20 protein-coding genes are annotated in these 23,163 nt (G+C 45.1%); 4 read left to right on the top strand and 16 right to left on the bottom strand.

Annotated features, from left to right (window positions below):
- Nucleotides 1–85: 85 nt before the first annotated feature.
- From BM210_RS25625 to BM210_RS25655, 7 genes are all read right to left on the bottom strand, one after another.
- Nucleotides 86–1,267, bottom strand: coding sequence for a glucose-1-phosphate adenylyltransferase (locus tag BM210_RS25625; RefSeq protein ID WP_256224020.1), 1,182 nt, complete (start codon nucleotides 1,265–1,267; stop codon nucleotides 86–88).
- Between the two features lie 169 nt (nucleotides 1,268–1,436).
- On the bottom strand, nucleotides 1,437–2,624 hold the full coding sequence (locus tag BM210_RS25630; protein WP_091174947.1) for an ATP-binding protein: 1,188 nt from the start codon (nucleotides 2,622–2,624) through the stop codon (nucleotides 1,437–1,439).
- A gap of 37 nt (nucleotides 2,625–2,661) precedes the next feature.
- Nucleotides 2,662–3,531 (bottom strand): CheR family methyltransferase, encoded by an 870-nt coding sequence (locus BM210_RS25635; RefSeq protein WP_256224021.1) that lies wholly within the window; start codon nucleotides 3,529–3,531, stop codon nucleotides 2,662–2,664.
- A 54-nt stretch (nucleotides 3,532–3,585) separates the two neighbouring features.
- On the bottom strand, nucleotides 3,586–7,287 hold the full coding sequence (locus BM210_RS25640; RefSeq protein ID WP_256224023.1) for a response regulator: 3,702 nt from the start codon (nucleotides 7,285–7,287) through the stop codon (nucleotides 3,586–3,588).
- A 41-nt stretch (nucleotides 7,288–7,328) separates the two neighbouring features.
- Nucleotides 7,329–8,468, bottom strand: a complete 1,140-nt coding sequence (locus BM210_RS25645; RefSeq protein WP_091174950.1) for a PP2C family protein-serine/threonine phosphatase — start codon at nucleotides 8,466–8,468, stop codon at nucleotides 7,329–7,331.
- A 272-nt stretch (nucleotides 8,469–8,740) separates the two neighbouring features.
- Nucleotides 8,741–10,630 (bottom strand): S-layer homology domain-containing protein, encoded by a 1,890-nt coding sequence (locus BM210_RS25650; RefSeq protein ID WP_091174952.1) that lies wholly within the window; start codon nucleotides 10,628–10,630, stop codon nucleotides 8,741–8,743.
- Between the two features lie 57 nt (nucleotides 10,631–10,687).
- Nucleotides 10,688–11,623, bottom strand: a complete 936-nt coding sequence (locus tag BM210_RS25655) for a DMT family transporter (RefSeq protein WP_091174953.1) — start codon at nucleotides 11,621–11,623, stop codon at nucleotides 10,688–10,690.
- Nucleotides 11,624–11,763: 140 nt separating this feature from the next.
- On the opposite strand from BM210_RS25655, the gene BM210_RS25660 reads away from it, so the two are divergent.
- Nucleotides 11,764–13,110 (top strand): aminotransferase-like domain-containing protein, encoded by a 1,347-nt coding sequence (locus BM210_RS25660; RefSeq protein ID WP_091174954.1) that lies wholly within the window; start codon nucleotides 11,764–11,766, stop codon nucleotides 13,108–13,110.
- A 104-nt stretch (nucleotides 13,111–13,214) separates the two neighbouring features.
- On the opposite strand, the gene dgoD is transcribed toward BM210_RS25660, so the two are convergent.
- Together dgoD and BM210_RS25670 are read right to left on the bottom strand one after the other, a co-directional pair.
- A complete protein-coding gene (dgoD, locus tag BM210_RS25665; RefSeq protein WP_091174956.1) occupies nucleotides 13,215–14,363 on the bottom strand; it encodes a galactonate dehydratase in 1,149 nt (382 codons plus the stop codon).
- Entirely contained in the window at nucleotides 14,353–15,036 is a 684-nt protein-coding gene (locus tag BM210_RS25670; RefSeq protein ID WP_091174957.1) for a FadR/GntR family transcriptional regulator, read from the bottom strand. Before BM210_RS25670 ends, dgoD begins: the two co-directional genes overlap by 11 nt.
- A gap of 232 nt (nucleotides 15,037–15,268) precedes the next feature.
- Between BM210_RS25670 and BM210_RS25675 the strand changes: the two genes are divergently transcribed.
- Both BM210_RS25675 and BM210_RS25680 read left to right on the top strand, forming a co-directional pair.
- Nucleotides 15,269–15,997 (top strand): response regulator transcription factor, encoded by a 729-nt coding sequence (locus BM210_RS25675; RefSeq protein WP_091174959.1) that lies wholly within the window; start codon nucleotides 15,269–15,271, stop codon nucleotides 15,995–15,997.
- Complete coding sequence (locus tag BM210_RS25680) at nucleotides 15,994–17,427, top strand: HAMP domain-containing sensor histidine kinase (RefSeq protein WP_091174960.1); 1,434 nt, start codon at nucleotides 15,994–15,996, stop codon at nucleotides 17,425–17,427. Before BM210_RS25675 ends, BM210_RS25680 begins: the two co-directional genes overlap by 4 nt.
- Nucleotides 17,428–17,447: 20 nt before the next feature.
- Here BM210_RS25680 and BM210_RS25685 read toward each other — a convergent pair whose 3' ends face one another.
- From BM210_RS25685 to BM210_RS25695, 3 genes are all read right to left on the bottom strand, one after another.
- The gene (locus BM210_RS25685; RefSeq protein WP_091174962.1) at nucleotides 17,448–17,930 is read right to left on the bottom strand and encodes a C40 family peptidase; all 483 of its coding nucleotides are present in this window, start codon (nucleotides 17,928–17,930) and stop codon (nucleotides 17,448–17,450) included.
- Between the two features lie 207 nt (nucleotides 17,931–18,137).
- A complete protein-coding gene (locus tag BM210_RS25690) occupies nucleotides 18,138–18,566 on the bottom strand; it encodes a chemotaxis protein CheW (RefSeq protein WP_091174963.1) in 429 nt (142 codons plus the stop codon).
- 52 nt (nucleotides 18,567–18,618) lie between these two features.
- Nucleotides 18,619–19,173 (bottom strand): HD-GYP domain-containing protein, encoded by a 555-nt coding sequence (locus BM210_RS25695; protein ID WP_256224026.1) that lies wholly within the window; start codon nucleotides 19,171–19,173, stop codon nucleotides 18,619–18,621.
- Nucleotides 19,174–19,343: 170 nt separating this feature from the next.
- Between BM210_RS25695 and BM210_RS25700 the strand changes: the two genes are divergently transcribed.
- Nucleotides 19,344–20,213: a tyrosine-type recombinase/integrase gene (locus BM210_RS25700; protein WP_256224027.1), complete on the top strand. Its 870-nt coding sequence runs from the start codon at nucleotides 19,344–19,346 to the stop codon at nucleotides 20,211–20,213.
- Nucleotides 20,214–20,366: 153 nt separating this feature from the next.
- Here the strand turns inward: BM210_RS25700 and BM210_RS25705 are convergent, their stop codons facing one another.
- The 4 genes from BM210_RS25705 to trxA all read right to left on the bottom strand — a co-directional run bounded on the left by BM210_RS25705 (nucleotide 20,367) and on the right by trxA (nucleotide 23,132).
- On the bottom strand, nucleotides 20,367–21,452 hold the full coding sequence (locus tag BM210_RS25705; protein ID WP_091174966.1) for a DUF3048 domain-containing protein: 1,086 nt from the start codon (nucleotides 21,450–21,452) through the stop codon (nucleotides 20,367–20,369).
- 46 nt (nucleotides 21,453–21,498) lie between these two features.
- The gene (locus BM210_RS35805; protein WP_256224029.1) at nucleotides 21,499–21,621 is read right to left on the bottom strand and encodes a hypothetical protein; all 123 of its coding nucleotides are present in this window, start codon (nucleotides 21,619–21,621) and stop codon (nucleotides 21,499–21,501) included.
- A gap of 68 nt (nucleotides 21,622–21,689) precedes the next feature.
- Nucleotides 21,690–22,547 (bottom strand): sugar phosphate isomerase/epimerase family protein, encoded by an 858-nt coding sequence (locus tag BM210_RS25710; RefSeq protein WP_091174967.1) that lies wholly within the window; start codon nucleotides 22,545–22,547, stop codon nucleotides 21,690–21,692.
- Between the two features lie 264 nt (nucleotides 22,548–22,811).
- On the bottom strand, nucleotides 22,812–23,132 hold the full coding sequence (gene trxA, locus BM210_RS25715) for a thioredoxin (protein ID WP_091174968.1): 321 nt from the start codon (nucleotides 23,130–23,132) through the stop codon (nucleotides 22,812–22,814).
- Nucleotides 23,133–23,163: the final 31 nt, after the last annotated feature.

Consider the following 23,163-nt stretch of genomic DNA (forward strand, 5'->3'; position numbering starts at 1 on the left):
TCTGGGCTCAACATTGCATGTCAACTTTTATAAGCAACATCGGTTTTGCATCTTCCGAGTTTTGCTCTTCCTACTGTTTAATATATTATCCAATCATTTCTACAAGCAGCTTATTGGCTGGAATGTAGATCTTGGGCATTTTTTCACCATTACCATAAATGACTTCTTTATCGCCTATTACGGAAACACCATTACTATTAGGAATTCCAAGACTAACGCCATCATGAATAATTGCATTTTCACCAATAATTGCTTTGTGTAAGGTTACCCCTTGGCCGATCACAGCACCTGGCATGATCACACTGTCGTAAATTCGGCTTCCTTGACCAATCTTGGCTCCCGCTGATACGACGGAGCGCTCGACCATTCCTTGTATACTGCAATTATCATACACCATAGAGTGACGAATCATACCTGTTGTCTCCCGAAATATTCGGGGCTCTTCTTGAATAATTGTATGCAAAGGCCAAGCTTGTGAATGCACAGAAAACTTAGGGGCTTCGCCAAGCAAATCCATGTGTGCTTCCCACAAACTATCCAAGGTACCCACATCCTTCCAATACCCGTCAAAGGCAAAAGCATTCAGTCTGGCTCCGCTCTTCAGCATCGCCGGAATCACATCCTTACCAAAATCATGACTGGATACGCTCATTGCTGCATCCTGCTTCAGATATTGTCGTAAGAAAGCCGTATCGAATACATAAATACCCATCGAAGCCAAATTACTAGCAGGCTTGTCCGGCTTTTCCATAAATTCGGTAATACGTCCATGCTCATCCGTATTCATAATTCCAAAGCGGCTGGCTTCAGCCCAGGGAACGGCAGTAACAGCAATCGTCGCCATAGCTTTCGTGTCCTTGTGCTGCTTTAACAGCTTACTGTAATCCATTTTATATATATGATCACCAGACAATACAATTACGTATTCCGGTTGGTGCCGTTCGATAAAATGCCAATTTTGATAGACCGCATCAGCAGTCCCAGTAAATCCATCCTTGCCCACATGCTTCTGGGTCGAGCACAGCAAAGCCACTTCTCCTTGCTCTTTGTCAGCAAGCCATGCAGTGCCTTCACCAATATGTTGATGCAAAGCCTCCGGCCGATATTGAGTCACAACACCGATGTGCTGCACGCCGGAATTTCTGCAATTGCTTAATGCATAGTCGATCATTCGAGCCGCCCCGCCAAAATGAACAGCAGGCTTTGCTTTGTGATGGGTCAATACGCCAAGTCTGCGTCCCTCCCCTCCGGAAAGTAACATTGCCACACATTCCCTCTTGCCCATTCCTTATCACCAGACCTCTCGTTAGTTTCATCTATCCCATATGATCTCCTAATCTTTATTAAACGATGAGGAAATCATTGAAACATTGGGTTCAGAAGCAAAAAAAAACAGCCCTGCCAGAATGGCCAAGCTGCTGCTGCCTTATTTTTGCTTATCGGCTTAAACTGTCCACTCCGCCTACCTTGACACGGATCGTAAAAATGAATAAAGCTCCATTTGTGTAATCAGGATCCAGACGAATTGTGCCGCCCAGCAGTTCAGCCAGGTTTTTGCATATGGCTAATCCGAGACCAGTTCCTCCATATTTTCTCGTCGTCGAGGAATCCAGCTGTGAGAAAGGGCGAAACAGCTCACTTCTTTTTCCCTCTGGTATGCCAACACCCGTATCCTTAACACAAAATTCCAGCTCTAATTCCTCATCATAGGTTTTAAGCATGGACACTCTCAGATAAACACCGCCTTCTGTGGTAAACTTTACAGCGTTCCCGATTAAGTTCATTAAAATCTGCTTTAATCTGGCTTCGTCACCAAGAAGATATTCCGGAAGGTTGGCATCCACTTCAAAGGCCATATCAAAAAACTTTTTACGTCCATCCAGCTGAAACAAGTCGAACACTTCCTGTAAGCTGGAGCGTAGGTGGAACAGCTCCTCGCTTTTTTCCATTTTGCCGGATTCAATCTTCGACAGGTCCAATATATCATTTAAAATAGCCAACAAGGAGGCGCCGCTCTTACGGATCGTCTCAGCAAGCTCCAGCTGCTCTGTATTCAGCTCCGTGTCCATCAATAAATCAGCCATAGCCAGCACACCATTCAATGGCGTACGGATCTCATGACTCATAACAGCCAAAAATTCTGATTTAGCTCGAACAGCCTGCTCAGCGGCTTCTTTGGCAAGCTCCAGCTCTTCATTGCGTTCGTTTAAAAGCGCTGTCTGCTGCTGCAGCTTTTGCTGGGTCAAATAAATATGGACAAAACCGGCGATTTTGGACCTTAATACGTGAGGTATCACAGGCTTCACCATATAATCAATTGCACCTACCGAATACGCGGTGAAGGATTGATCCCGCTCCCCATAAGCGGCTGTTACAAAAATAATCGGTATATCCTTGGTCCTTTCCCGGGATTTAATCCATTGGGCGGTTTCAAACCCGTCCATCCCTGGCATTTGCACATCCAGAACAATGACAGCAAAATCATCGGAAAGCAGACAACGAAGTGCTGCTTCCCCCGAGTTGGCTTTGACCAAAAGATATTGCTGGTCTCCCAGCACCGCTTCCAAAGCCAGTAAATTTTCCGTCTGGTCGTCTACCAGCAAAATACGAATCGGCTCTATCATAGTCGCTGCTCCAATCTTTTAGTCTGCTGCTGGCCGTTCATTCCCTTTTGCAATACAGCTTTTCCTGCGGGTTCATTAATTCATAGCAAGCTGAATATTTGGTAAAGGTAATCGTTTCTTTGTCGCCCAAAACGAGAAATCCAGATTTACACAAGCTCTCATATATAAGCTCATGCACTCTTGTCTGTAATTCCGCATTAAAATAGATCATCACGTTACGGCACAGTACCACGTGGAATTCATTAAATGAACGGTCAGTAACGAGATTATGCTGGGCAAACACAATATTATTGTGCAGCACAGAATGGAAGGATGCCGCATTGTCATTGGTTGAGTAATATTTGGAAAATTCATTTTTGCCGCCAGCTAAAATATAGTTTTTCGTATACTCCCGCATTTTGTTGAGGGGATACGTCCCTGCTTGCGCATATTCCAATACATCCTCACTCATATCGGTTGCATATAAGGTTGTCCGATCATACAGCCCTTCTTCATGTAAAAGAATCGCCATCGAATATACTTCTTCCCCCGATGAACAGCCGGCATGCCAAATTCGAATGGATGGCAGTTCGCGCAGAATCGGTACGACATGCTTTCGGAAATAAGCAAACATACGCGGATCGCGAAACATTTCTGTTACATGAATAACTAACTCCGATACGAGTCTTTTCATACTATCATGATCATGAAGTACCTTGGCCTGAAGCTCGGATACAGATTGCAGCCGCTCTGCATAAACCCTGTTCCATATTCGGCGTCTAAGTGAAGGATAGGAGTAATTGCGAAAATCGTAACCGTATAATCGAAACATACCCTCTAGCAGCAGCTGAATTTCTACCTTCTCCCGTTCTTCATCCGAAAACCCGCGAAGTTCGGTCACACCAGGTGACTGTCTTAGCTTGTGCAATGGCATTTACCCCTTTCTTCTGTACATACTTCTATGATGAATTGCTTAGCTTCCTTATTGACATAACCAAACGCGAATTAATGAGAGGAGCTGCTCCGTATGAATCGGTTTCGTAATATAATCGGAGGCACCTGCCTGGATACATTTTTCACGATCATCCTTCATCGCTTTGGCGGTCAATGCAATGATTGGCAATAATTCGAAGCCTGGCTGTTTACGGATTTGGCGCATCGCCTCATAGCCGTCCATTTCAGGCATCATGATATCCATCAGCACGATGTCATAATCCGATTCCGCACTCAACCGATCTAGGGCTTGCTTACCGGTTTCTGCAAAATTAACGATCATGTCATAGCCCTCTAGCAAATTCGAAAGTGCAAACACATTGCGGATATCGTCATCCACGATCAGCACCTTTTTACCAGTAAATATCTCTTCCTTGCTGTGCAGCTTGCGCAGAATCTGCCTTTTTTCCTCCGGAAGATTGTCCTCAACCCGATGTAAAAAAAGTGAGGTTTCATCCAATAATCGTTCTGGCGACCTTACATCTTTTATGATGATGGATTCCGCATACTTTTTCAACCTTAGCTTCTCCTTTTGCTCCCATACCTGATGGGTATAAATCACAATAGGCAGACCGCGAAGCTCTGCGGCCGATTTGATTTGATCCAAAAGCTCAAATTCTTTTAAATCTTCAGGCCCCATATCAATGACCATACAATCAAAAGACTCCTGCTGCAAACATTGCCAAGCTTCCTGACCGCCATCTGCAGCTACAATATGTACGTCATCGTGACCAATAAGTTCCATCATATTGTGACGCTGAACCGAATCCTTGCTGACAATGAGCAGCTTTCGCGGTCCTTTCTCCAGAAAAGCCTCAATCTGGGCAAAAGCTTCCTCCAGACGATCCTTGCCAGACGGTTTCTGCAAATAGGCAATCGCACCCATTGCAAGCCCCTGCTGAACTTCATCGACGACCGAAATCACATGAATTGGAATATGTCGCATTTCCGTATCGTTTTTCAGCTGTACGAGAATCGACCATCCGTCAATGATTGGAAGCTGTATATCAAGAAGAATCGCATCAGGCTTATACTGCTTCGCTAAACGAAGTCCTGAATCTCCATCAAGTGCAATCAGTACCTTGAAGCCGCGCTCACGAGCCATGTCGGCCAGAATACTGACAAAATGGGTGTCATCCTCCACGAGCAGTAATATACGGTCATCTCCACTTATAGAATCCCTATCATCCAATGGCAGCATATTCGCTGTTTGTATTTGCTCTTTTTTATCAGATCGCAGCTGCTCTTGCACAGGTAGAGGCATGGATAACGTAATGACATGATCAGGAGAATCTTGCCGCGATTCAGTGAAAAATGCTTCCAATTCTGAAGCCGCAGCTACTTCTCTATACCCCGTTTCCACGGTTTCATGACTCTGTTTCGCATGATGAGGCACATATAAGGTAAATTGGCTGCCAATCCCTTCTGTACTATCCAATTCAATCGTTCCTCCAAGCAGATTGGCCAGCTGCTTACTGATCGATAAGCCTAATCCGGTGCCACCATACTTTCGACTGGTGGTGCCATCGGCCTGCTGGAACGCTTCGAAAATCATACGGCGTTTTTCAGTAGGGATTCCAATACCAGTATCCGTAACCGAGAAGGCTAACATCGAAGCATCCTTTTCCACAGGAGCAATATGCACGCTAACGCTGCCCTTACTCGTAAATTTGAACGCATTGGACAGCAGGTTTTTCAAAATCTGCAGAAGCCTCATACTGTCTGTATACATATGCTTAGGTGTTTGCTTATCTACTTCAAAATAAAATTCCACATCTTTCTTGGTAGATACCGGCATAAAGGCTTTCATTAAGTTTTCCTTTAAATCCGACACGAGTATGTTATCGTACTGAATATCCATATGTCCTGCCTCTACCTTAGCCAGATCCAACACTTCATCAATAAGTCTTAATAAATCGGTTCCAGAAGAAAGGATCGTTTCGGCATACTCCACTTGCTTTTCGCTCAAATTCCCGTCCTTGTTCTCTTTCAGCAGCTGCGATAAAATAAGTAAGCTGTTCAGCGGCGTACGGAGCTCGTGCGACATATTGGCCATAAATTCCGATTTATATTTGGAGGAAAATGCCAGCTCTCGTGCCTGCTTTTCCAGCGTATCCCGGGCATGTTCAATTTGGCGGTTAATTTCTTCCGTTTCCTGTATCTGTTCTTCTAACAGCGTTGTTTTCTTCCTCAGCTCATCATTGCTATGCTCCAAATCCCGCTGCTGCTGCTGCAGCTGCTTTTCGGACAACTGCAGCGCTTTCGTCTGCTGCTCCAGCTTACAGTTGGATGCTTGCAGCTCTTCTTGCTGAGAGAGCAGCTCCATCGATTGATTTTGCAGCTCATCGGTCAGCATTTGCGAAATTCGTAAAAGCTCCTCCACTCGAAGCTGGCCTTTTATCCGATGAATCGTAATTGCTGCAACCTCGTTTAAATGATCCAATAGCTGTAATTCAAGCTCACTCCATGGTTTGACGGCAGCGATCTCATAAACCCCAATAACCTGATCAGCATGAGTAACGGGTCGAACGGCAAGCGTTACGGTAGGAATGGTACCAAAGGCAGAAGAAATTTTAATATAATCGGGGGAAACATTGCTAAGTGTTATTGGTTGTCCGTCTTTGACAGCTTGTCCCAACAAGCCTTGACCTGACTTGACTTGCTCTACAATATGGTGCTCAGGAATGGCATAGGAGCCTTTTAACACCATATTGCACTCATTGCCCTCCTGCTCCACAATATACATGGCTCCGCTCTGAGCTCCAATAATACGGCATAAAGCATCGATAAATTTCTCTGATGCTTCCTCCAGCCGCTGTGTATCCTGCAATTGAGTGGACACGTCAGCGATATTCGTTTGAAGCCAAGCACGTTCCGCGTTCAGCTTGCTCAGTGTACGCTCATTATGAGTCTTGCCTTCCAGATCATCCGTAATCGTATTGAAAATACGGGCAATATCCCCGAACTCATCCGTTGTTTTCACCGCTACCCGATACGAGCCCGTGCTTCCGCCTTTGCCGAAATTAGAAATGATACTCGAAAGCATGCTAAGACCCCGTGTAATTCCAAGGACGATCCAGAACATAATAGCCACACTTAGCAGCAAGCTGAGAATGGTTAGCAAGCCTGTGTACATATAGGTTTTGCGACTTTCTTCCTGCGCGCTTTCCATAGCTTGGATCAAGGCGTCATTCTGATATTGACTCGCTGCCGCGATACTGTCCATAAAATCCTGCTGATAGATCAAGCCATCTTCAGTTCGTAAATTATTCGCCTGTTCCTTTTTATTAGCGCGGATTAAGTTAACAACATCATTTTTGTAATCTAGGAACTGCTTACCTCTTTTCATCATATCCAAAGCCACTTGCTGCTCGTTTGGCCCTTTAAACAAATTCTGAATCTGTTCCATCGATTTGTTGACATTAAGGGAAGAGGTACGAATCGATTCGATGATTTTGGCGTTGGCGGCCGGATCCTCACTCAAAAGCAAGTTGGCCACATACTTGGCTAACGTCGCCGTATCATTGCGCAGCGTCGATGCTATTTGCACCTTCGCGTAACGGTTACTGAATATTTCATTCATGCTCTGATCCAATGTTGTTAATCGGTTAATACCGATTCCTGCCAAAGCAAACATTAGCAGCATCAATATTCCGAAACCCAGAAATAGTTTTGTTTTGATTTTCATCATGCGCTTCACCTTTCCCCCTGCCAACCTTGTCCATATACCGGTTATCTCGCGCGAACCAGCACCATGCAAATATCATCTTCCTGCTCATCGCGAATTTCCAGCGGCAGCAGCTTGTCAACGATAGAAGCCAAATCCTTTCCCGAACATGCCTTCAACCCTTCCGTCAGCTTCTCAATCTCATCAAGGCCTTCTTCTTCCAGCGCTTCCAGCAGCCCATCCGTAAACAGGAACAGCTCAATTTCGTTGTCATAGGTGAGTACACCCTTTTGAATGTCCATCTGCTCAAAAAAACCGACCGCAAAGCTGCCAAGACTGAGCTGAACAGGAGGTTTGTCTCCTTCAAACAACAAAGCTGGCGGGTGTCCGGCATTTACGTACTCGATAGTTTTGTTATGGGTATCGATTACTAAATAAATAGCCGTAAAATAGTAGCTTACGGACGAATTCTTCTTATTCAACTGATTCATATACCGATTGAGTTCAGCAATAACCATCTCAGGAGCGACAAAACGGGTAATCGTGTCCTGCATAACGGAGGAAATAAACATACAAACGAGCGATGAGGAAATGCCGTGGCCCATCATGTCCAGCAAAATAATGCCATAACGGTTATCATCTAGCCGATACCAAGAATATAGATCTCCAGCAAGCTCAAAAGAAGGATGATAGGATGCCGAAATACTCAACTCGTCTCTATGAATCGGCTGGCTTAGCACGCTGCTCTGTACCTGCTTAGCCAAATCAAGCTCGCTGCGTATACGCGCTTCATTTTCTTTATGCCAGTCCTTCTCAAATTTCAGACGCAGCGCTACCCGAATTCGCGCAATCAGTTCGACCTTATTGATCGGTTTCATGATGTAATCGATCGCTCCGGCTTCAAGAACATCGGCAAGCAGGTTCGAATCGCCAACCGCCGTAACAATGATAATCGGGATATCACGCAAGCTTTCCTGCTTCTGAATACGTCGACAAGCTTCCAGTCCGTCCATTTCCGGCATCATCATGTCCAGTAATATCAAATCTATAGAAACCTTGGGCCGACCATCTGATTCTGCGTTCAATACCGCCAGCAATTCTATTGCTGACTCCATCTTAATAAAATGCTCGTACCCCGCACTTTTTAATATTTTCTCGATTACCATCAAATTTACCGGGTTATCGTCAACAATTGCGATGCTCATAATGGGTCCCCTTATTGTTTGAGTTACGTTATCATTGCTACTTAAGTATAACTTAGTTCTACATATATATATAACCTTGTCTCAGATCAATGAAACAGTTTGCTTGTTTCAAATAAGATTTAAATGGTTAATAATCTCACTTTTTATTCAAACCTTTCAAAAAACCGATCTTTTCTTTACTCGGAAAAGCTCTCTTTGGAGCTTAAAAGCCATCCCTTAAGATGATAAGGGATGGCTTTTAGGGTTTAATGGGGCAATCATTGTATGATTTGTTATTTACCTTGGTGGAACAAGCTTAGTAAATTGTCTAAAGCCTTAGCGGTTTCGGCACGCGTTGCGAATTCCTTAGGAGCAAAAATATTTTCAGAACGACCTGACAGCAGCTTGAGCTCAAGCGCCGTTTCGATCGAAGCAGCAGCCCAGCTTGATACCTGGTTATGATCAGTAAAGGCTGTAAGCTGAGTATTTACACTCGTACCCGGACGCACCACCTTCGTCTGCCAATCATACGCACGCACGAGTAGTACAGCCAGCTCTTGACGGGTCAACCGTTCATTAGGAGCAAAATGATTTAAATCGCTGCCCTGTATCAAGCCGGCCTTCACAACAGAAGCTACAACAGCTTGAAACCAATCGCCCGGCTGAACATCGCTAAAGCTTGTGGAAGCAGGACCCTTTGGCAAGTGGAGAGCTTTTGCCAGCATAGAGGTAAATTCAGCTCTCGTTGTCTCCCGGCTCGGTCGAAAGCGCTGCGGCTCCACACCATCCACAATACCTTCATGACTTAAGTTGTCAATTGTAGTGTAGGCCCAGTGTGAGGGTGTCACATCCATATAGCGCTGACCTGGAACAGGCTTATGGATTGTGAACGCGTCTACACTATTGCCTTCACGAGTCGTCACACGAAACGTCAAGGCTTCTTTGGCTACCGTGACGGCGGAGAAAATTTGCGTATTATCATCAAACTTCACCTTCATCCATGGATAGTCACCCATATCGTAAAACTTTGGTCCAGCCGTACCTCCAATTACATAGGTGGTACCTTCTCCTTCTGCTACATTCTGGCCCTTATACAAAGGCCAGCTGCGCATATATGCATGATCATGGCCTGTTAGCACAAGATCGACACCTGCTTCGTCAAAGATCGGTGTCCATGCATCTCTCACATCAAGACTGGCACGTGCTGCGTGACTCTGGTAAGGCGAACGATGGAAGGCAACAATTTTCCAAGGCATCTCACTCGCCTTCATATCCTCACGAAGCCAAGCAGCCTGCTCAGATAAATTACCTTCACTGTTGAGCACGGCCACATGCACAGAACCATAATCAAAAGAGTATGCCAGCTCCTTCTCACCAACGGGACCATTTTGTGGCAGCTGGAACTGGGCACGAAAATTTTTCGTTCCGGTTTTCAGCACATCGTGATTGCCAAGCGTGGGCACCATATTAAGCCCAGGCAGCTTATCTTTGGCCGCTTCGAACCAGTTCTCCCAATGCGCCTGCGAGTAACCAAGATCAACAATGTCACCGGAAAGCAGCAGAAAGCGTGCATCCGGCTGTTGAATAAGCGCCTTATTCAGCATCTCGCCCCATACACCATAGCCGCTAACGTTCGATGGATCGGCTGCTGCCTGTGTATCGGACACAAATAGAAAAGTAAATGGCTGCATCCCATTCGAATCCGTTACAAATTGATGCGGACCGCTCCATTCCCCATTTTTACCGCTTCCCACACGGTACGTATAAGAAACACCCGGCTGCAAATCTACGGCCTCCGCCTCATGAATCAACATTTCACCAACGTCAGACAAGAACGGCACCTCAGTTCCTGCAATTTGCTGTGCGCCTTCTGAAGGAAAGCCGACGTACTCAGACGTTTTCACATACTCCACAACGGTTCCCACCCGTCCCTGAGCGGTACGCCAAGTAAAGCTTTGGGTTGTCTTCGGATCATGCTGCCAAGTCAAATTAAGATGCTCCGGAAGCTTTGTTCCAATGCCAACGGCTTGGACCTTGTTCGGTATTTTGAGCGCCAAGAATATAAATAAAAGTACAACCGCTAACAGCAGTAAGCCGACAATGCCTTTCCATCTGTAGCTGAACGGTAAGTGTTCCGTTTTTACCAAACGGTTAGAAGATTTGATACGACTTGGCTCTTGCATACATGCAGCCCCTTTTCCACGCTGAATCCGTTGTTTCTATTGATTACCACCGAGAGGCTATATAGAAACTTTAGTTGCAGCAGTGTGCTTTGCCGCGCGTCTCCAATTGGCGCCGATCACTCCGGCAATGATGGCTGCCCCTCCGATTATCGTATCTTGGGTCAACTGCTCCTGCAAAAAAATAATCCCGGTCGTCACCGTAACGAGTGTAGATACATTGTTAAAAACACTCATTTTGGAAGCCTCCATCTTCGACAACGTGTAGTTGGACAAAAACGAAGAGACCAATGAAGCCATAACACCCAGATATAGAATGGCTCCAACAAACCATAGGTTCATAAAAGGGTCGAAATAATGCCCCAATGAGCCATTTCCCGCATGGCGCACGATATTCATACTATTAAAGAACACAAAGCCGATAACCGTCATCGTATAGGTGATACTCACTGCACTAATATTTCGCAGCAGTTTTCTAGCAAGTACCCCATAGCCGGCCAAAGAAATAGCAGATGCCAATATCAACAGGTTCCCCTGAAACCCAACGGATTGCCAATGTATCCCTTTGGATATAAACAAATAAGCGACGCCGGCTACCGATAGCAGAGTTGACAGCTTCTGGCGTAAGCTTGGGCGTTCCTTCAACCAGTACATCGCCATAACCAGCGTAATCATGGGTACGGTTGCCTGTATAATTCCTGCCTCTGAAGAGGACGTATCGACCAATCCATAAGTTTGAAACGTAAAGAACAGTACTGGATAGATCGCAACCAAGGGTAAAATGGCAACGACCTCCTTAAGTTTAATGTTCAGTCGAATCCAGCCGAATAGGACAGGAATCGAAGCTGCCGCGAACGATATCGTAAAGCGGTGTGCCAGCAAATCTACCGGTTGTGCGGACTCCAGTGCCAATTTAACAAATAAATAGGAGCAGCCAATGATGCTGGCATAAAGAACCGCAGCTAAATAAGCCAATCGATTCGGTTTGTTATTCATTTTGCATTCTTCTCTCTGTACGCATGCGGTACATTGGATTTATCGGCCGTTATGGTCTCATAGTAACCTGAAATCAGCTGTGCTACAATGATCAAAACAACCATCTGTACCGATACAGATAGCTACGGAGGAATGAGAACATGCTAAAATACGGGCTACTGCTGAATGAATTGGAGCAAATGATCAAAAGTCATCCGTATAAAGAAGGTGATAAGCTCCCATCCATCCGATCTTTGTCAGAGCAATACGGCTACAGCAAAAGCACCGTCATCAAAGCGATAGGGGAGCTTGAGAAGCGACATCAAATTTATTCGGTGCCCAAGAGCGGTTATTATGTAGTAAAGCGCACGTTGAGTGAGCATACGGAGGAGCCTGCTCTGACAGACTTCGCAGGAGCTTCTCCGGACTCGGAAATATTCCCTTATATAGACTTCCAACATTGTATTAATAAAGCTATCGATACGTACAAAAACGATCTATTCGTATACGGAACATCCAAGGGCCTGCCCTCACTCATCCAGGTTATTCAGAAGCAGTTGGCGAATTATCAGGTATTTACAAGTCTAAGTCGACTCTTCATCGTCTCTGGAGTTCAACAAGCCTTATCCATCTTGACTTCTCTACCCTTTCCAAATCGAAAGCAGACGGTTTTGATCGAACAACCCAGCTATCATTTGTTTATTGAGCATCTGACAACCCATCAAATCCCGGTAATCGGCATCAAAAGAACCGCGCAAGGCATTGATCTGCAGGAGCTGGAGCAACTTTTTCGCACGGCAGATATTAAATTCTTCTATACGATGCCTCGATTCCAGAATCCGCTTGGGTGCTCCTATAGCAAGGAAGACAAGCTCGCTATCGTTGAGCTGGCACGCAAATACGATGTGTATATCGTCGAGGATGATTTTTTAGCTGATTTTGAGCTGGACAGCAAGGTTGATCCTTTATTTGCTTATGATACCACGGATCATGTTATTTATTTGAAAAGCTATTCCAAAATCATTTTCCCTGGCCTGCGCATCGGTGTTGCCGTTATTCCCGAAGTATTGTCGGATTTGTTCAACCGATATAAGCGGCTGCTGGATATCGACAGCTCCATGCTATCACAGGGAGCTCTTGAAATTTATCTGAAAAGCGGCATGTTCGAAAGGCATAAGCAATACATCAGCTCTTCCTATGAACAGCGGGCCCGACTGCTGGCTGATTCCCTACAGCGGTATAGCGATCTGTATCCAGATTTGTTTACCTTTAACCGGACCAAGCAACCGTGTTTCCATACCCATGTGGTGCTAAATAGCTCGGTTTCCGTATCCAAGCTTGCGGCTAAGCTAAAGCCTCATTCCATTATCATCGAAGCAATCGATAAAAACTATTTACCCCACTACCCCAAGGCGCCGATCTTGAGGCTGAATGTTTCTAATGTAAAGGATTCAGCTATCGAGCAGGCTATAGGTACAATAGTTGAATGCTTGCGTACCCTTCGTTAAGCATGAATGCGAGAATATCTATGCCGTGGACAGATTAACTAGCTCCAAAACAATAAAAAAACAGAGCTGTCGGCAATATGCACAGCTCTGTCAGTCGTTTTATACTACCATTCTGTTACAACGCCATCCTCATTACGCCATACCGGATTACGCCATTGATGGCCGATAGCAGCCATTTCACGTACCTTCGCCTCATCAATTTCAATCCCAAGACCTGGTTTGGTCAGTCTCTTCACAAAGCCGCCTTCATAATCGAATACGCCCGGATCGACCAGGTAATCGAGTAGGTCGGAGCCTTGGTTGTAATGAATGCCCAAGCTTTGCTCCTGGATAAAAGCATTCGGAGTGCAGAAGTCCAGCTGTAAGGAGGATGCCAAAGCAATTGGCCCCAGTGGACAATGCGGGGCAACGGCAACATCAAAAGCTTCCGCCATCGCCGCGATTTTGCGAACCTCCCAAATACCGCCAGCATGACTCAAGTCAGGCTGGATAATATCGACGCCGCCATGCGTGAGCAAACGTTTGAAATCCCAGCGTGTATACATCCGTTCACCTGTGGCAATAGGAACGCTGGAACCTTTGGTAATTTCATGAATAACTTCATAGTTTTCAGCTAATACCGGCTCTTCAATGAACATAGGCTTGAACGGCTCCATCTCCTTGATCAGTACCTTAGCCATGGTCTTATGTACGCGGCCGTGAAGGTCGACACCAATTCCATTGCTATTGCCAATAGCAGCACGCACAGCAGCCAGACGTTCCACCGCTTCTTCAATTTTGGCTGGTGAATCGATCCATTCCATCTCCGAGGTCCCATTCATTTTAATAGCTGTATAGCCCTGAGCAATTTTCTCCTTGGCTGCTTCAGCTACGTCGGAAGGCTTGTCGCCGCCAATCCATGCATACACCCGCATCTTATCCCGAACAGGGCCGCCAAGCAGGTCGTAGACGGGTACGCCAAGCTTTTTCCCTTTAATATCCCATAGCGCTTGCTCGATTCCCGAAATCGCGCTGCTCAGAATCGGACCGCCTCTGTAAAAGCCGCCACGATACAGCACCTGCCACAAGTCTTCAATATTTCCCGGATCTTTGCCGATCAGATACTCGCTCATTTCTTCTACTGCTGTGCGCACCGTATCTGCCTTGCCCTCAACGACTGGTTCTCCCCAGCCAACGATCCCGTCATCGGTCGTAATTTTCAGAAACAACCACCGTGGCGGCACTTTAAACAATTCCATGGATTTAATTTTCATCTTTAATCTCTCCCTTATGAAATTCAAATAGCATATCTTCTAAATGGCACTTCATCAAAGCACGAGCCTGCGTCGGATTTCGTTGTACAATCGCCTGGGCGATTAAATAATGATAGGAAGACGCTTTCTCATTCATTCCTTGCCATTTCATCGATTTGCGCCGGCTGTCCACTAATAAATCACTCATCCGGTCCAGCATATGGTACATAATCTCGTTGTGCGAGGCTTTGGCAATTTGATCGTGAAATTCCATATCTTCCTTCAAAAAATCACGTTTCTTTTCCACCTTGCGCTTCATCGTCTCAGCAGTCGCCATGATGGCTTCCGCTTCCTCCAATGTCGCTTTCTCAGCAGCCATCGCCGCAAGCTCCGGCTCTATGATCAATCGTGCTTCCGTGAGCTGCAGCATAGTCGCCCGCTCTAGAAAATCCAACCGATCCTCCGGTGTTTCCGTCAGCTCACTTTCCACGTACGTACCGCGGCCCTGCTCAATTCGCAAAATCTTTTGCTTGCCGAGAATACGTACAGCTTCACGAACCGATGAAATGCCTACCCCCAGCTCTGCGGATAACTGCTCCAGTGGTGGCAGCTGCTCCCCCTGCTTCCAGTGACCTTCCTTGATGTTCCGTTTGATTTCATCGTATACGGTTTCATACGTTAGCTTTTTGTTCATCAGGATCACCTGCAGTTCTTCATTTTTGGCACTAATTCATATGATGTATATTTAATATATTATAATTCATATGATGTTTCAAGTGTTTTTTACCGGATATTTCTTTCCTTTTGGAGCAGCGCAACTTGAACCTGAATGACATGCAGCCATTCGCAAACAGCCCTTCATATTTTTTGCTATCAAACCGCATACTACATGTGCGATATATACCAAGCATGGGCGGGTGAACAGCTTGAAGCACAGCATTTTGGTCATTGAGGATGAGAATAAAATTGCACGGGTACTTCAGCTCGAGCTCGAGCATGAAGGCTACACCGTGCATTGCGCCAAAAATGGCAGGGATGGGCTGGATGCTGCACTCGAGCAAGAGTGGGACCTTATTTTGCTGGATATTATGCTCCCCAAGCTTAACGGACTTGAGGTACTCCGACGCATTCGCCAGCAGGGAAGTCAGATACCGATTATCCTGTTAACCGCAAGGGATACCGTTCCTGACCGTGTCAGTGGTCTGGATCAAGGAGCGAATGACTATATGACAAAGCCTTTTGCCATCGAAGAGCTGCTGGCGCGTATTCGCAACCTGCTGCGGATGTCAGCAACCAACCTTCAATCACAGACTGTTGATGGTCCAGGTAGTGGGGGGCAGCAAGATGAGATTCAAATCGACGGCTTAAGCATGAATATACGTACCCGACAGGTGAAACGTGAGTCACAAGCCATTGAGCTTACGACCAAAGAATTCGATCTGCTTTATTATTTGGCAAGCCGACCTGGGGAAGTGATGTCGCGCGAACAAATATTGTCACAGGTATGGGGATATGAATTTATCGGAGATACCAACGTAGTGGATGTCTATATTCGGTACTTAAGGCAGAAGATTGATCAAGGTTATCCCACTAAGCTGATTCATACGCTTCGCGGTGTTGGTTATCTGGTCAAAGATGGAGAGAACCCTAAGTGAAACTACGAACGAAAATTACGCTGTTGATCGCCTTCTCCTTGCTGTTGGTTCTGTTGTTATTCAATGTGATAACCTACATCACCGTCGTCAACATGACAACCACCAATGAAATCCGCTTGTTGTGGGAGGCTGCACAGCCCATTATGTCACAGCCTGGCCTGTACAGCCCTGATCGTTGGAATCGTGTAAGCTGGCTGCGACCTTTTCTGTCGCCGCAGTCCATGATCCGAATTATCGATACGAATTCACAGATCCATGCTGATTTGCATTCACAGGATGAGCTGACGCAAATACCTGCGGTGTTCAGCGCCCGCGGCTTTGCCAAAAAGATAAAAACGGCCAATACCTTGATCGTCTATATTCAAACTCCTATTATTGACGAAAATAACATCACCTTAGGCGCACTCCAGATTGGTCGTAAACTGGATACACTGGATGAATATTTGCGTGTTCTTGTTACCGTACTTATGTTTACGACACTTGGTGCTGCCTTCTTTGCGTTGATGAGCGGGATGTATTATACGAGGGTCATTTTGCGGCCGATTCATCGTCTTGCGTTTATTATGGAGGTCAACCAGCAAAATGGCGTATTCATGCAAATGGCGATTCCTCCTTATGGGCACCATGATGAGCTTGGACAATTGGTCCAAACCTTCAATACGATGATCGGCAAGCTGGAGCACAATTTTAATCGCCAAAAGCAGTTTCTAGCCGACGCGTCCCATGAGTTGAAAACACCTCTGACCATTATCGAAAGCTATGCCGATCTTTTAAAACGATGGGGTGGCAGCGATACTGCCCTTCGTGAAGAAGCAATCGAAGCCATTCAATCTGAAGCCGCCCGACTGCGCAATTTGACTCAATCACTATTATCACTTGCCAATACGGAAGCCGAGGGTCAAAAGCTTTGGCAAACCTTTGACTTGACCGAGCTTGTACGGACTACAGCCGCAACGCTTCAGCAGACATTTCATAGATCGGTTCACGTGGATAATCCGTCGATAATTTCCCTGTATGGAGATCCGGGGCAAATCAAGCAGCTGCTCATTATTTTGCTCGATAATGCAATCAAATACAGCCAAAAGCCAATTCGTATTCAGTTGTTCAAGGATCAACGCGATGAGGATATCATTATCCTGCGTGTCATAGATCAAGGTATCGGTGTCGAGCCAACGGAAATCCCCCGTCTCTTTGATCGTTTTTACCGTGTCGATCAAGCGAGAAGCCGTGAAACCGGCGGCAGCGGCTTGGGGCTGGCAATTGCCCGCAATATCGTCCGGCTTCATAAGGGCACCGTTACCATTACAAGCTCGATTGGTGCCGGAACTCAAGTGACCGTGAAGCTGCCTCTACGATACGATGCACATGTACCGCACAGTAACGATACACAAACAAAAAACTCCCCCGATTCAAGCTCGGAGGAGAGTTGATTGTCGACAGCTTGTCCAACCTAAAGGACTCTGCGTGCCGTTTTATATTTAGATGACCAGAAGGCGTTGTTCATGTCCGAGATGGTAACTCCCGGCTTCCCGTACGTATGCAAAATTTTGCCGTTGCCGATATAAATCCCCACATGATGGATAGGAGAATAAAAGAAAACGAGGTCACCCGGCTTCAGCTGGCTTTTAGGTACATAAGTACCTACTTTTGACTGCTGCTGGCTTGTACGTGGAAGATCAATTCCGTATTTGGCAAATACATATTGCGTAAATGTTGAACAATCGAAATTTCGGGTCTGACCTGATGTGGCACCAAATTTATAAGGAACACCCATATATTTTTTACCTGTAGCAATAATAGAATTGGCTTTGGATGAGCTGTACGCGTAAGCTGTATGGGATGGAATAATGGCGGAAACTGAGAATAACATGGATAAGCTCACTGTCGTGGCGATTAATGTTTTACCGATTTGCTGTTTATTTAGAATTTTCATTTGTGTTCCTCCTGTTTAACAAGAATTTGAATTCTTAGGGGGCTGTACCCTGTCTTGCAACGAGTATAACACGCAAAAAAAAGCCAGCATCTACCAAGGGCTCCATGTACCCTTGCTACTTCTGGCTTTCAATCACTCTATTAGAATCAGATAAGAAAATTTTAATGTTCAGGGGGTTGACAACTCAAAGTACTGAACAGCATACATTTAAGCTTGTGTGACAATCTCGTTCATGTTCAATATCCCTACCAACACGCCATCCCGATTCGTCATACCCTTACAATAAGCCCTTTTGACAGAGTCTACATGATCCCGTACTGGCTGTATGTCTTCATAGACCGATACTTTGTTTACTTGATCGACGATAAAGCCTATTGATTCTCTACGATACTTATGAATAATAATACGTGTAGCCGAGGTGCAAACCTCATCCGTCATACCAAACAGGCCTCGCAAGCTGATAACTGGTATTGCTTTATCACGTATATATATAAATCCTCGTAAATAGGAATTGTCATCAGGGACGTCGAATATTGTCTGCATTTTGATGATCTTGTCCACTTCTTGAGTGGCTAGTGCATAATGTGCCTTGCCTAGCACGATTTCAATATACTGCTCTTGTAAAAGGATACTCATCTTGTCAACTCCGGCTGAATTTTATTTAGGATCATTGCGGGAACTCAAAGGCCTACAAATTAAACAGCTTGATAAAAATACGTACATAATTCTCATCGAATTGCTGACCGGCATTCGTTAGAAGCTGCTTCGTTGCTTCTCCGACTGACAATCCTTTTCGATACGGACGATTGGAGACCATACAATCAAACGCATCGATTATCGCGCAAATTCGGGCAAATTCCGGAATATCCCGCCCGCTTAGGCCATTGGGATAGCCCTCTCCATCCCAACGCTCATGATGAAAATGGACAATTTCTATGATCTCTTTATCCAGGTATTGATACTCATGCAATAGTTCCGTCCCTACGCCCGGGTGAAGCTTCATCAGATTCCATTCATTCGGCGTCAAAGAGGATGTTTTGTTCAAGATCTCTATAGGAATACGCAGCTTGCCGATATCATGTAAAAAACATCCTGTTACCAAGTGATTGGTTTGCCGTTCATTCAGATTTAATCCGAGTGCCATCACTTTGGCCAATGAGGAAACTCTGACACTGTGGTCGTAGGTATGGCTGTCCCTGTCCATCAGTTGATTCATTTCATCAATCATCAACATGTATTGCATTTGACATTTTGCACCACCCTCCGACAAAATACGACAAGATGTTTTACATTTCCTACTGGTGGGGGATTACGCTCCCTACGGTCATGTCGTACAATAACTGTTGTGCGACATCCCCAAAACCCCATTATGAACAGCAACAGGAACCCTACACAGACGATCAGATTATCGATATGTTCTTAGCAACTTGCAGTCGTTCTAAATATACGATTCGCAATTATAAGCAGGCCATTGAGCGATTCCGACAGTTCGTTTCCCGTAAATCCTTATCCGAAGTAACCTGGCAGGAAATCGAAGTTTACAAAATCGGCCTGATGAGGGGTTACTATAGTCACAACAAAAAACCTCTGGCTTCCGCTACGGTTGCAAGTTTTCTTGCGCCACTTCGTTCTCTTTATAAATGGGGAAGTGATCCTAATATTGCTTTGTTCAAAATGAATCCGACATCATGTGTACGGATGCCCTCGATTCCCGTTAACAGTAAAAATCATTATCTGACCAAGCAGGAGGTTGGCAGTTTGCTCAATCAATTAAAAAAGCAAAGTGATCGGGATTATTTGATTGGATTAACCTTTATTCTAACGGGGCTGCGCTTATCTGAGTTAAATTCTATCGAATGGAACCACTTTAGTAAAGACGCGATGGAGGCATCCATGTGGTTAACAGTCATGGATGGAAAAGGTGGTAAGCAGCGAACGATCAAAGTACCTCAGCCATTATGGGAGCTATTACTGCAGCACCTCAAATCCGATAAGTCGGATAAGAAAAATGATCAGAGGCTTTTCCCATTATCGGGTAGACAAATTGAACGTATTATCCAGCAAGCAAGCAGACAATGTGATCTAGGTAAAAGCTTCACACCCCATTGGCTTCGACATACCAATGCTACTTTAGCGCTACTATATGGCGCTTCCTTGCAGCAGGTACAGGAGAATTTGGGACATTCTCATATCAATACAACTCAACGCTATTTACATACAGTTGAACAGTTGAAAAAGGCAGCTCCCGATTTTGTACATGAAAGTTTGACCGAATTTTTATAAAAATATATTTAGAGGATCATATCCAAGATATCAAAAAATTAACAAAATGGTTGATTTGATAGGGCATTTGAACTATACTTTATTGAGTAATATTTTGACAAAAATGTACATTAATCTGCATAAAAATGTCGCACAACAGTTATTGTGCGACATTTAGTTTTTTTTATGCCCAATGATCTGAATATGTCCTTCAAATGTGGGATTATTCGGAACGACTAACACATGAGTTGTTCCAGGATAATACGCAATCTCCCGATTTTCTTGATAATAATGGAAGATATCCTGCTTATCTGCTCTCTCCCACCTCACGGACTGTACCTTATCTCTCTGAAACAGATATCCCTTGCCGCTGCCAATTAGACCTATATTACGACGACCCTCTGCATCCAAAGTAATATGCTCGGCACCGATGACAACTACGTTAGTTGCTGATAGCTGTTCATTGTTAGACAGATCCAAATGCGGTGCACCGTTAATAAAGCGCTTATACAGTCGGCTTTCCGGATCATACTGATAAGAAACCACGTAACTATCCAATAAAAAAGTAACGTTGATCCGGGTCAGACGATTTTCATGTGCTTCCACCATTTCTGTCACGAATACGGGCTGTGCCCTTAGATTCCGGCTGCTCTCTCGAATTCCCAGTTTTCTCGTTCCGGCTTCGAGATGCTCCAGATTGGTATATAAATTATGTGGTGCCTTACGGTTAGCATCCCGCCAAAAAAATGGGCCAGCATTCGTAATCTCGTCCATATGCTCGAGCTTTTGCTCGGATAATTCCGCATACGCATCCGGACTGCCTCCCGCATGAACAGGTACCGCATCTATCATTTTTCCCAAATCTATATAATAGGGACGAATGCTTCGAACAGGACCAATCGGTCCGTCCCAATGTTTACTTTGGTATACAGCTACTAATCTGGTGATTTCCCCCTCTGCCAGTATTTCATATAATACGTCAGCATAGCTTAGACCGGACTGCGGTCTTGCCTGTGGTGCATTATTAACCATAACCATGAAGGGTCGATTTGTACTTACTGCTGCTGCTTTAATACCTGTGAGCGGCCACACATATTCGGGGAGCTGAGGCTTGACCGTAGATGGTGATCGAAACTCGTGAGTACTTGTCTTATCAGGAGCAGGTGATACTGCAGGCTTATCCTTATACCCACTGCAAGAGGCTGTGATGACCGCCAGTACACCACAGACGATGAACGAGACTGCTACTCTTTTGACCATAAGCAACCCCTCTTTCCAAAATACATAAGTAATATTGATACTTACTCTACATTACCCAATTCAGAACGGCAGACTCCGGAAGCAGCATAGAAAAGCTGTAGCAAACAGCTTCGCCGTTTCTATTATCTCCAATTCCATCTGTTAGAACAACAATATGAACGCAGATCAAAACAAATAACCCCCCAATCTCACTTTAACAGTGGTTTTGGAAGGTTATTTGTACTTGATATAGTCTACTTAAATAGTTGCCAAAATTTCACGCGTTTGTTCGCCGTATTTCTTCAACAATTCCTTCGAACCATAAAGTCCGCTGAAATCCTCTACTCCTAGGTAGCCATCGTAGCCAACTGCCTTCAGATCAGTTAAAACCTGGCGCCAGTTCACGATACCTTGCAGGTTCGGCTCCCAATACGAAGTCCAAGCTTGGCTCCCGTCTTCACGCAGGTCAGCTTTTTTCCAGCCTGTATTTTTAATATGCACATGTGCCAAATAAGGTCCCAGAAGCTCCATACCCATACGGAAATTCTCGTAGCCCTCATGAACCATATTACCCGGATCAAACAAGACGCCTATATGGGCAGGATCGAAGCCGCTAACGAGTCGGTAAGCCGCGGAAGCACTCGCCGTAATGGTATTATGGTGCGTTTCAACCAGACATTTTATGCCATATTGCTTAGCGAGCGGCTCAACGCCCTTCAAATACTCACTAGCCAATTGGAACAGCTCATTAAAATGCTTGCTGCCATCATAACTCGGAACACCAACACGAATCGTACTCGCACCCAGCTTTTGTGCTACTTGCAGCACACGCTCGGTACTTTTCAGATCTCCAGCTTGTAAGTAAGGAGTAACGCTAACGGTTTGCAGTCCGTTATCTCGTGCAGCACTGGCAAAACGCCCCAGCTCAGCATCGCTTGCTGATGGATCTATGGAACACAGATTGTTGCGCCAAAAAGAGGGAGATTCATCTTTTGCATCCTGTGGAACTTCTTTAAAACGCCATTCAATACCTTCAATTCCTGCTTCCTTAGCGGCTGCAGCCAGCTCTTCCGGTGTCAAATCGGGTGTAACTACGGTAAAAACAGACAATTTCATGGCGAACCCTCCAGCTTGTTATGGACTTATCCTACGTCTAGAAGTATAACAAAGTGCAGTCAAATAATCTATGTTAACGTGAACAATCAGAATATTCAGGTTTTAATCACCAATTTTAACCTATATGAACAAAATAACTTACGCGTAGTGCTGACAAAGTTGAAGCTTATCCTATTGCGGGAAAACGTCAAAAGCCGGAATCGCACCCGCTGCTTTTGTAAAGCGCAGCAGGACGATTCCGGCAACTTTTATTATAGGCAAACATTAGGACAAATGCGGTTCAACCCAGGACAGCATATCCTGAAGCGGTTTGAAGCCTACTACACTGGATACCTCTACACCGTTCTTGAACAATTTGAGCGTAGGAATACTCATGATGCCATAAGACCCAGGTGTTTCCGGATTGTCATCCACATTCATTTTGGCAATCGTCAATTTGTCTCCCAATTTCCCGTTCATCTCTTCCAGAACTGGAGCAATCATTTTGCAAGGACCGCACCATGGTGCCCAAAAATCCACAAGTACCAATCCATCCTGACCAATGGTTTCTTTAAAGTTATCATCTGCTACTTTTACGATTGCCATCATTACCACTCCTTATAATCTGAAATTGAGT

It is taken from the genome of Paenibacillus sp. 1_12 (assembly GCF_900114475.1).
Classification (GTDB): domain Bacteria; phylum Bacillota; class Bacilli; order Paenibacillales; family NBRC-103111; genus Paenibacillus_S.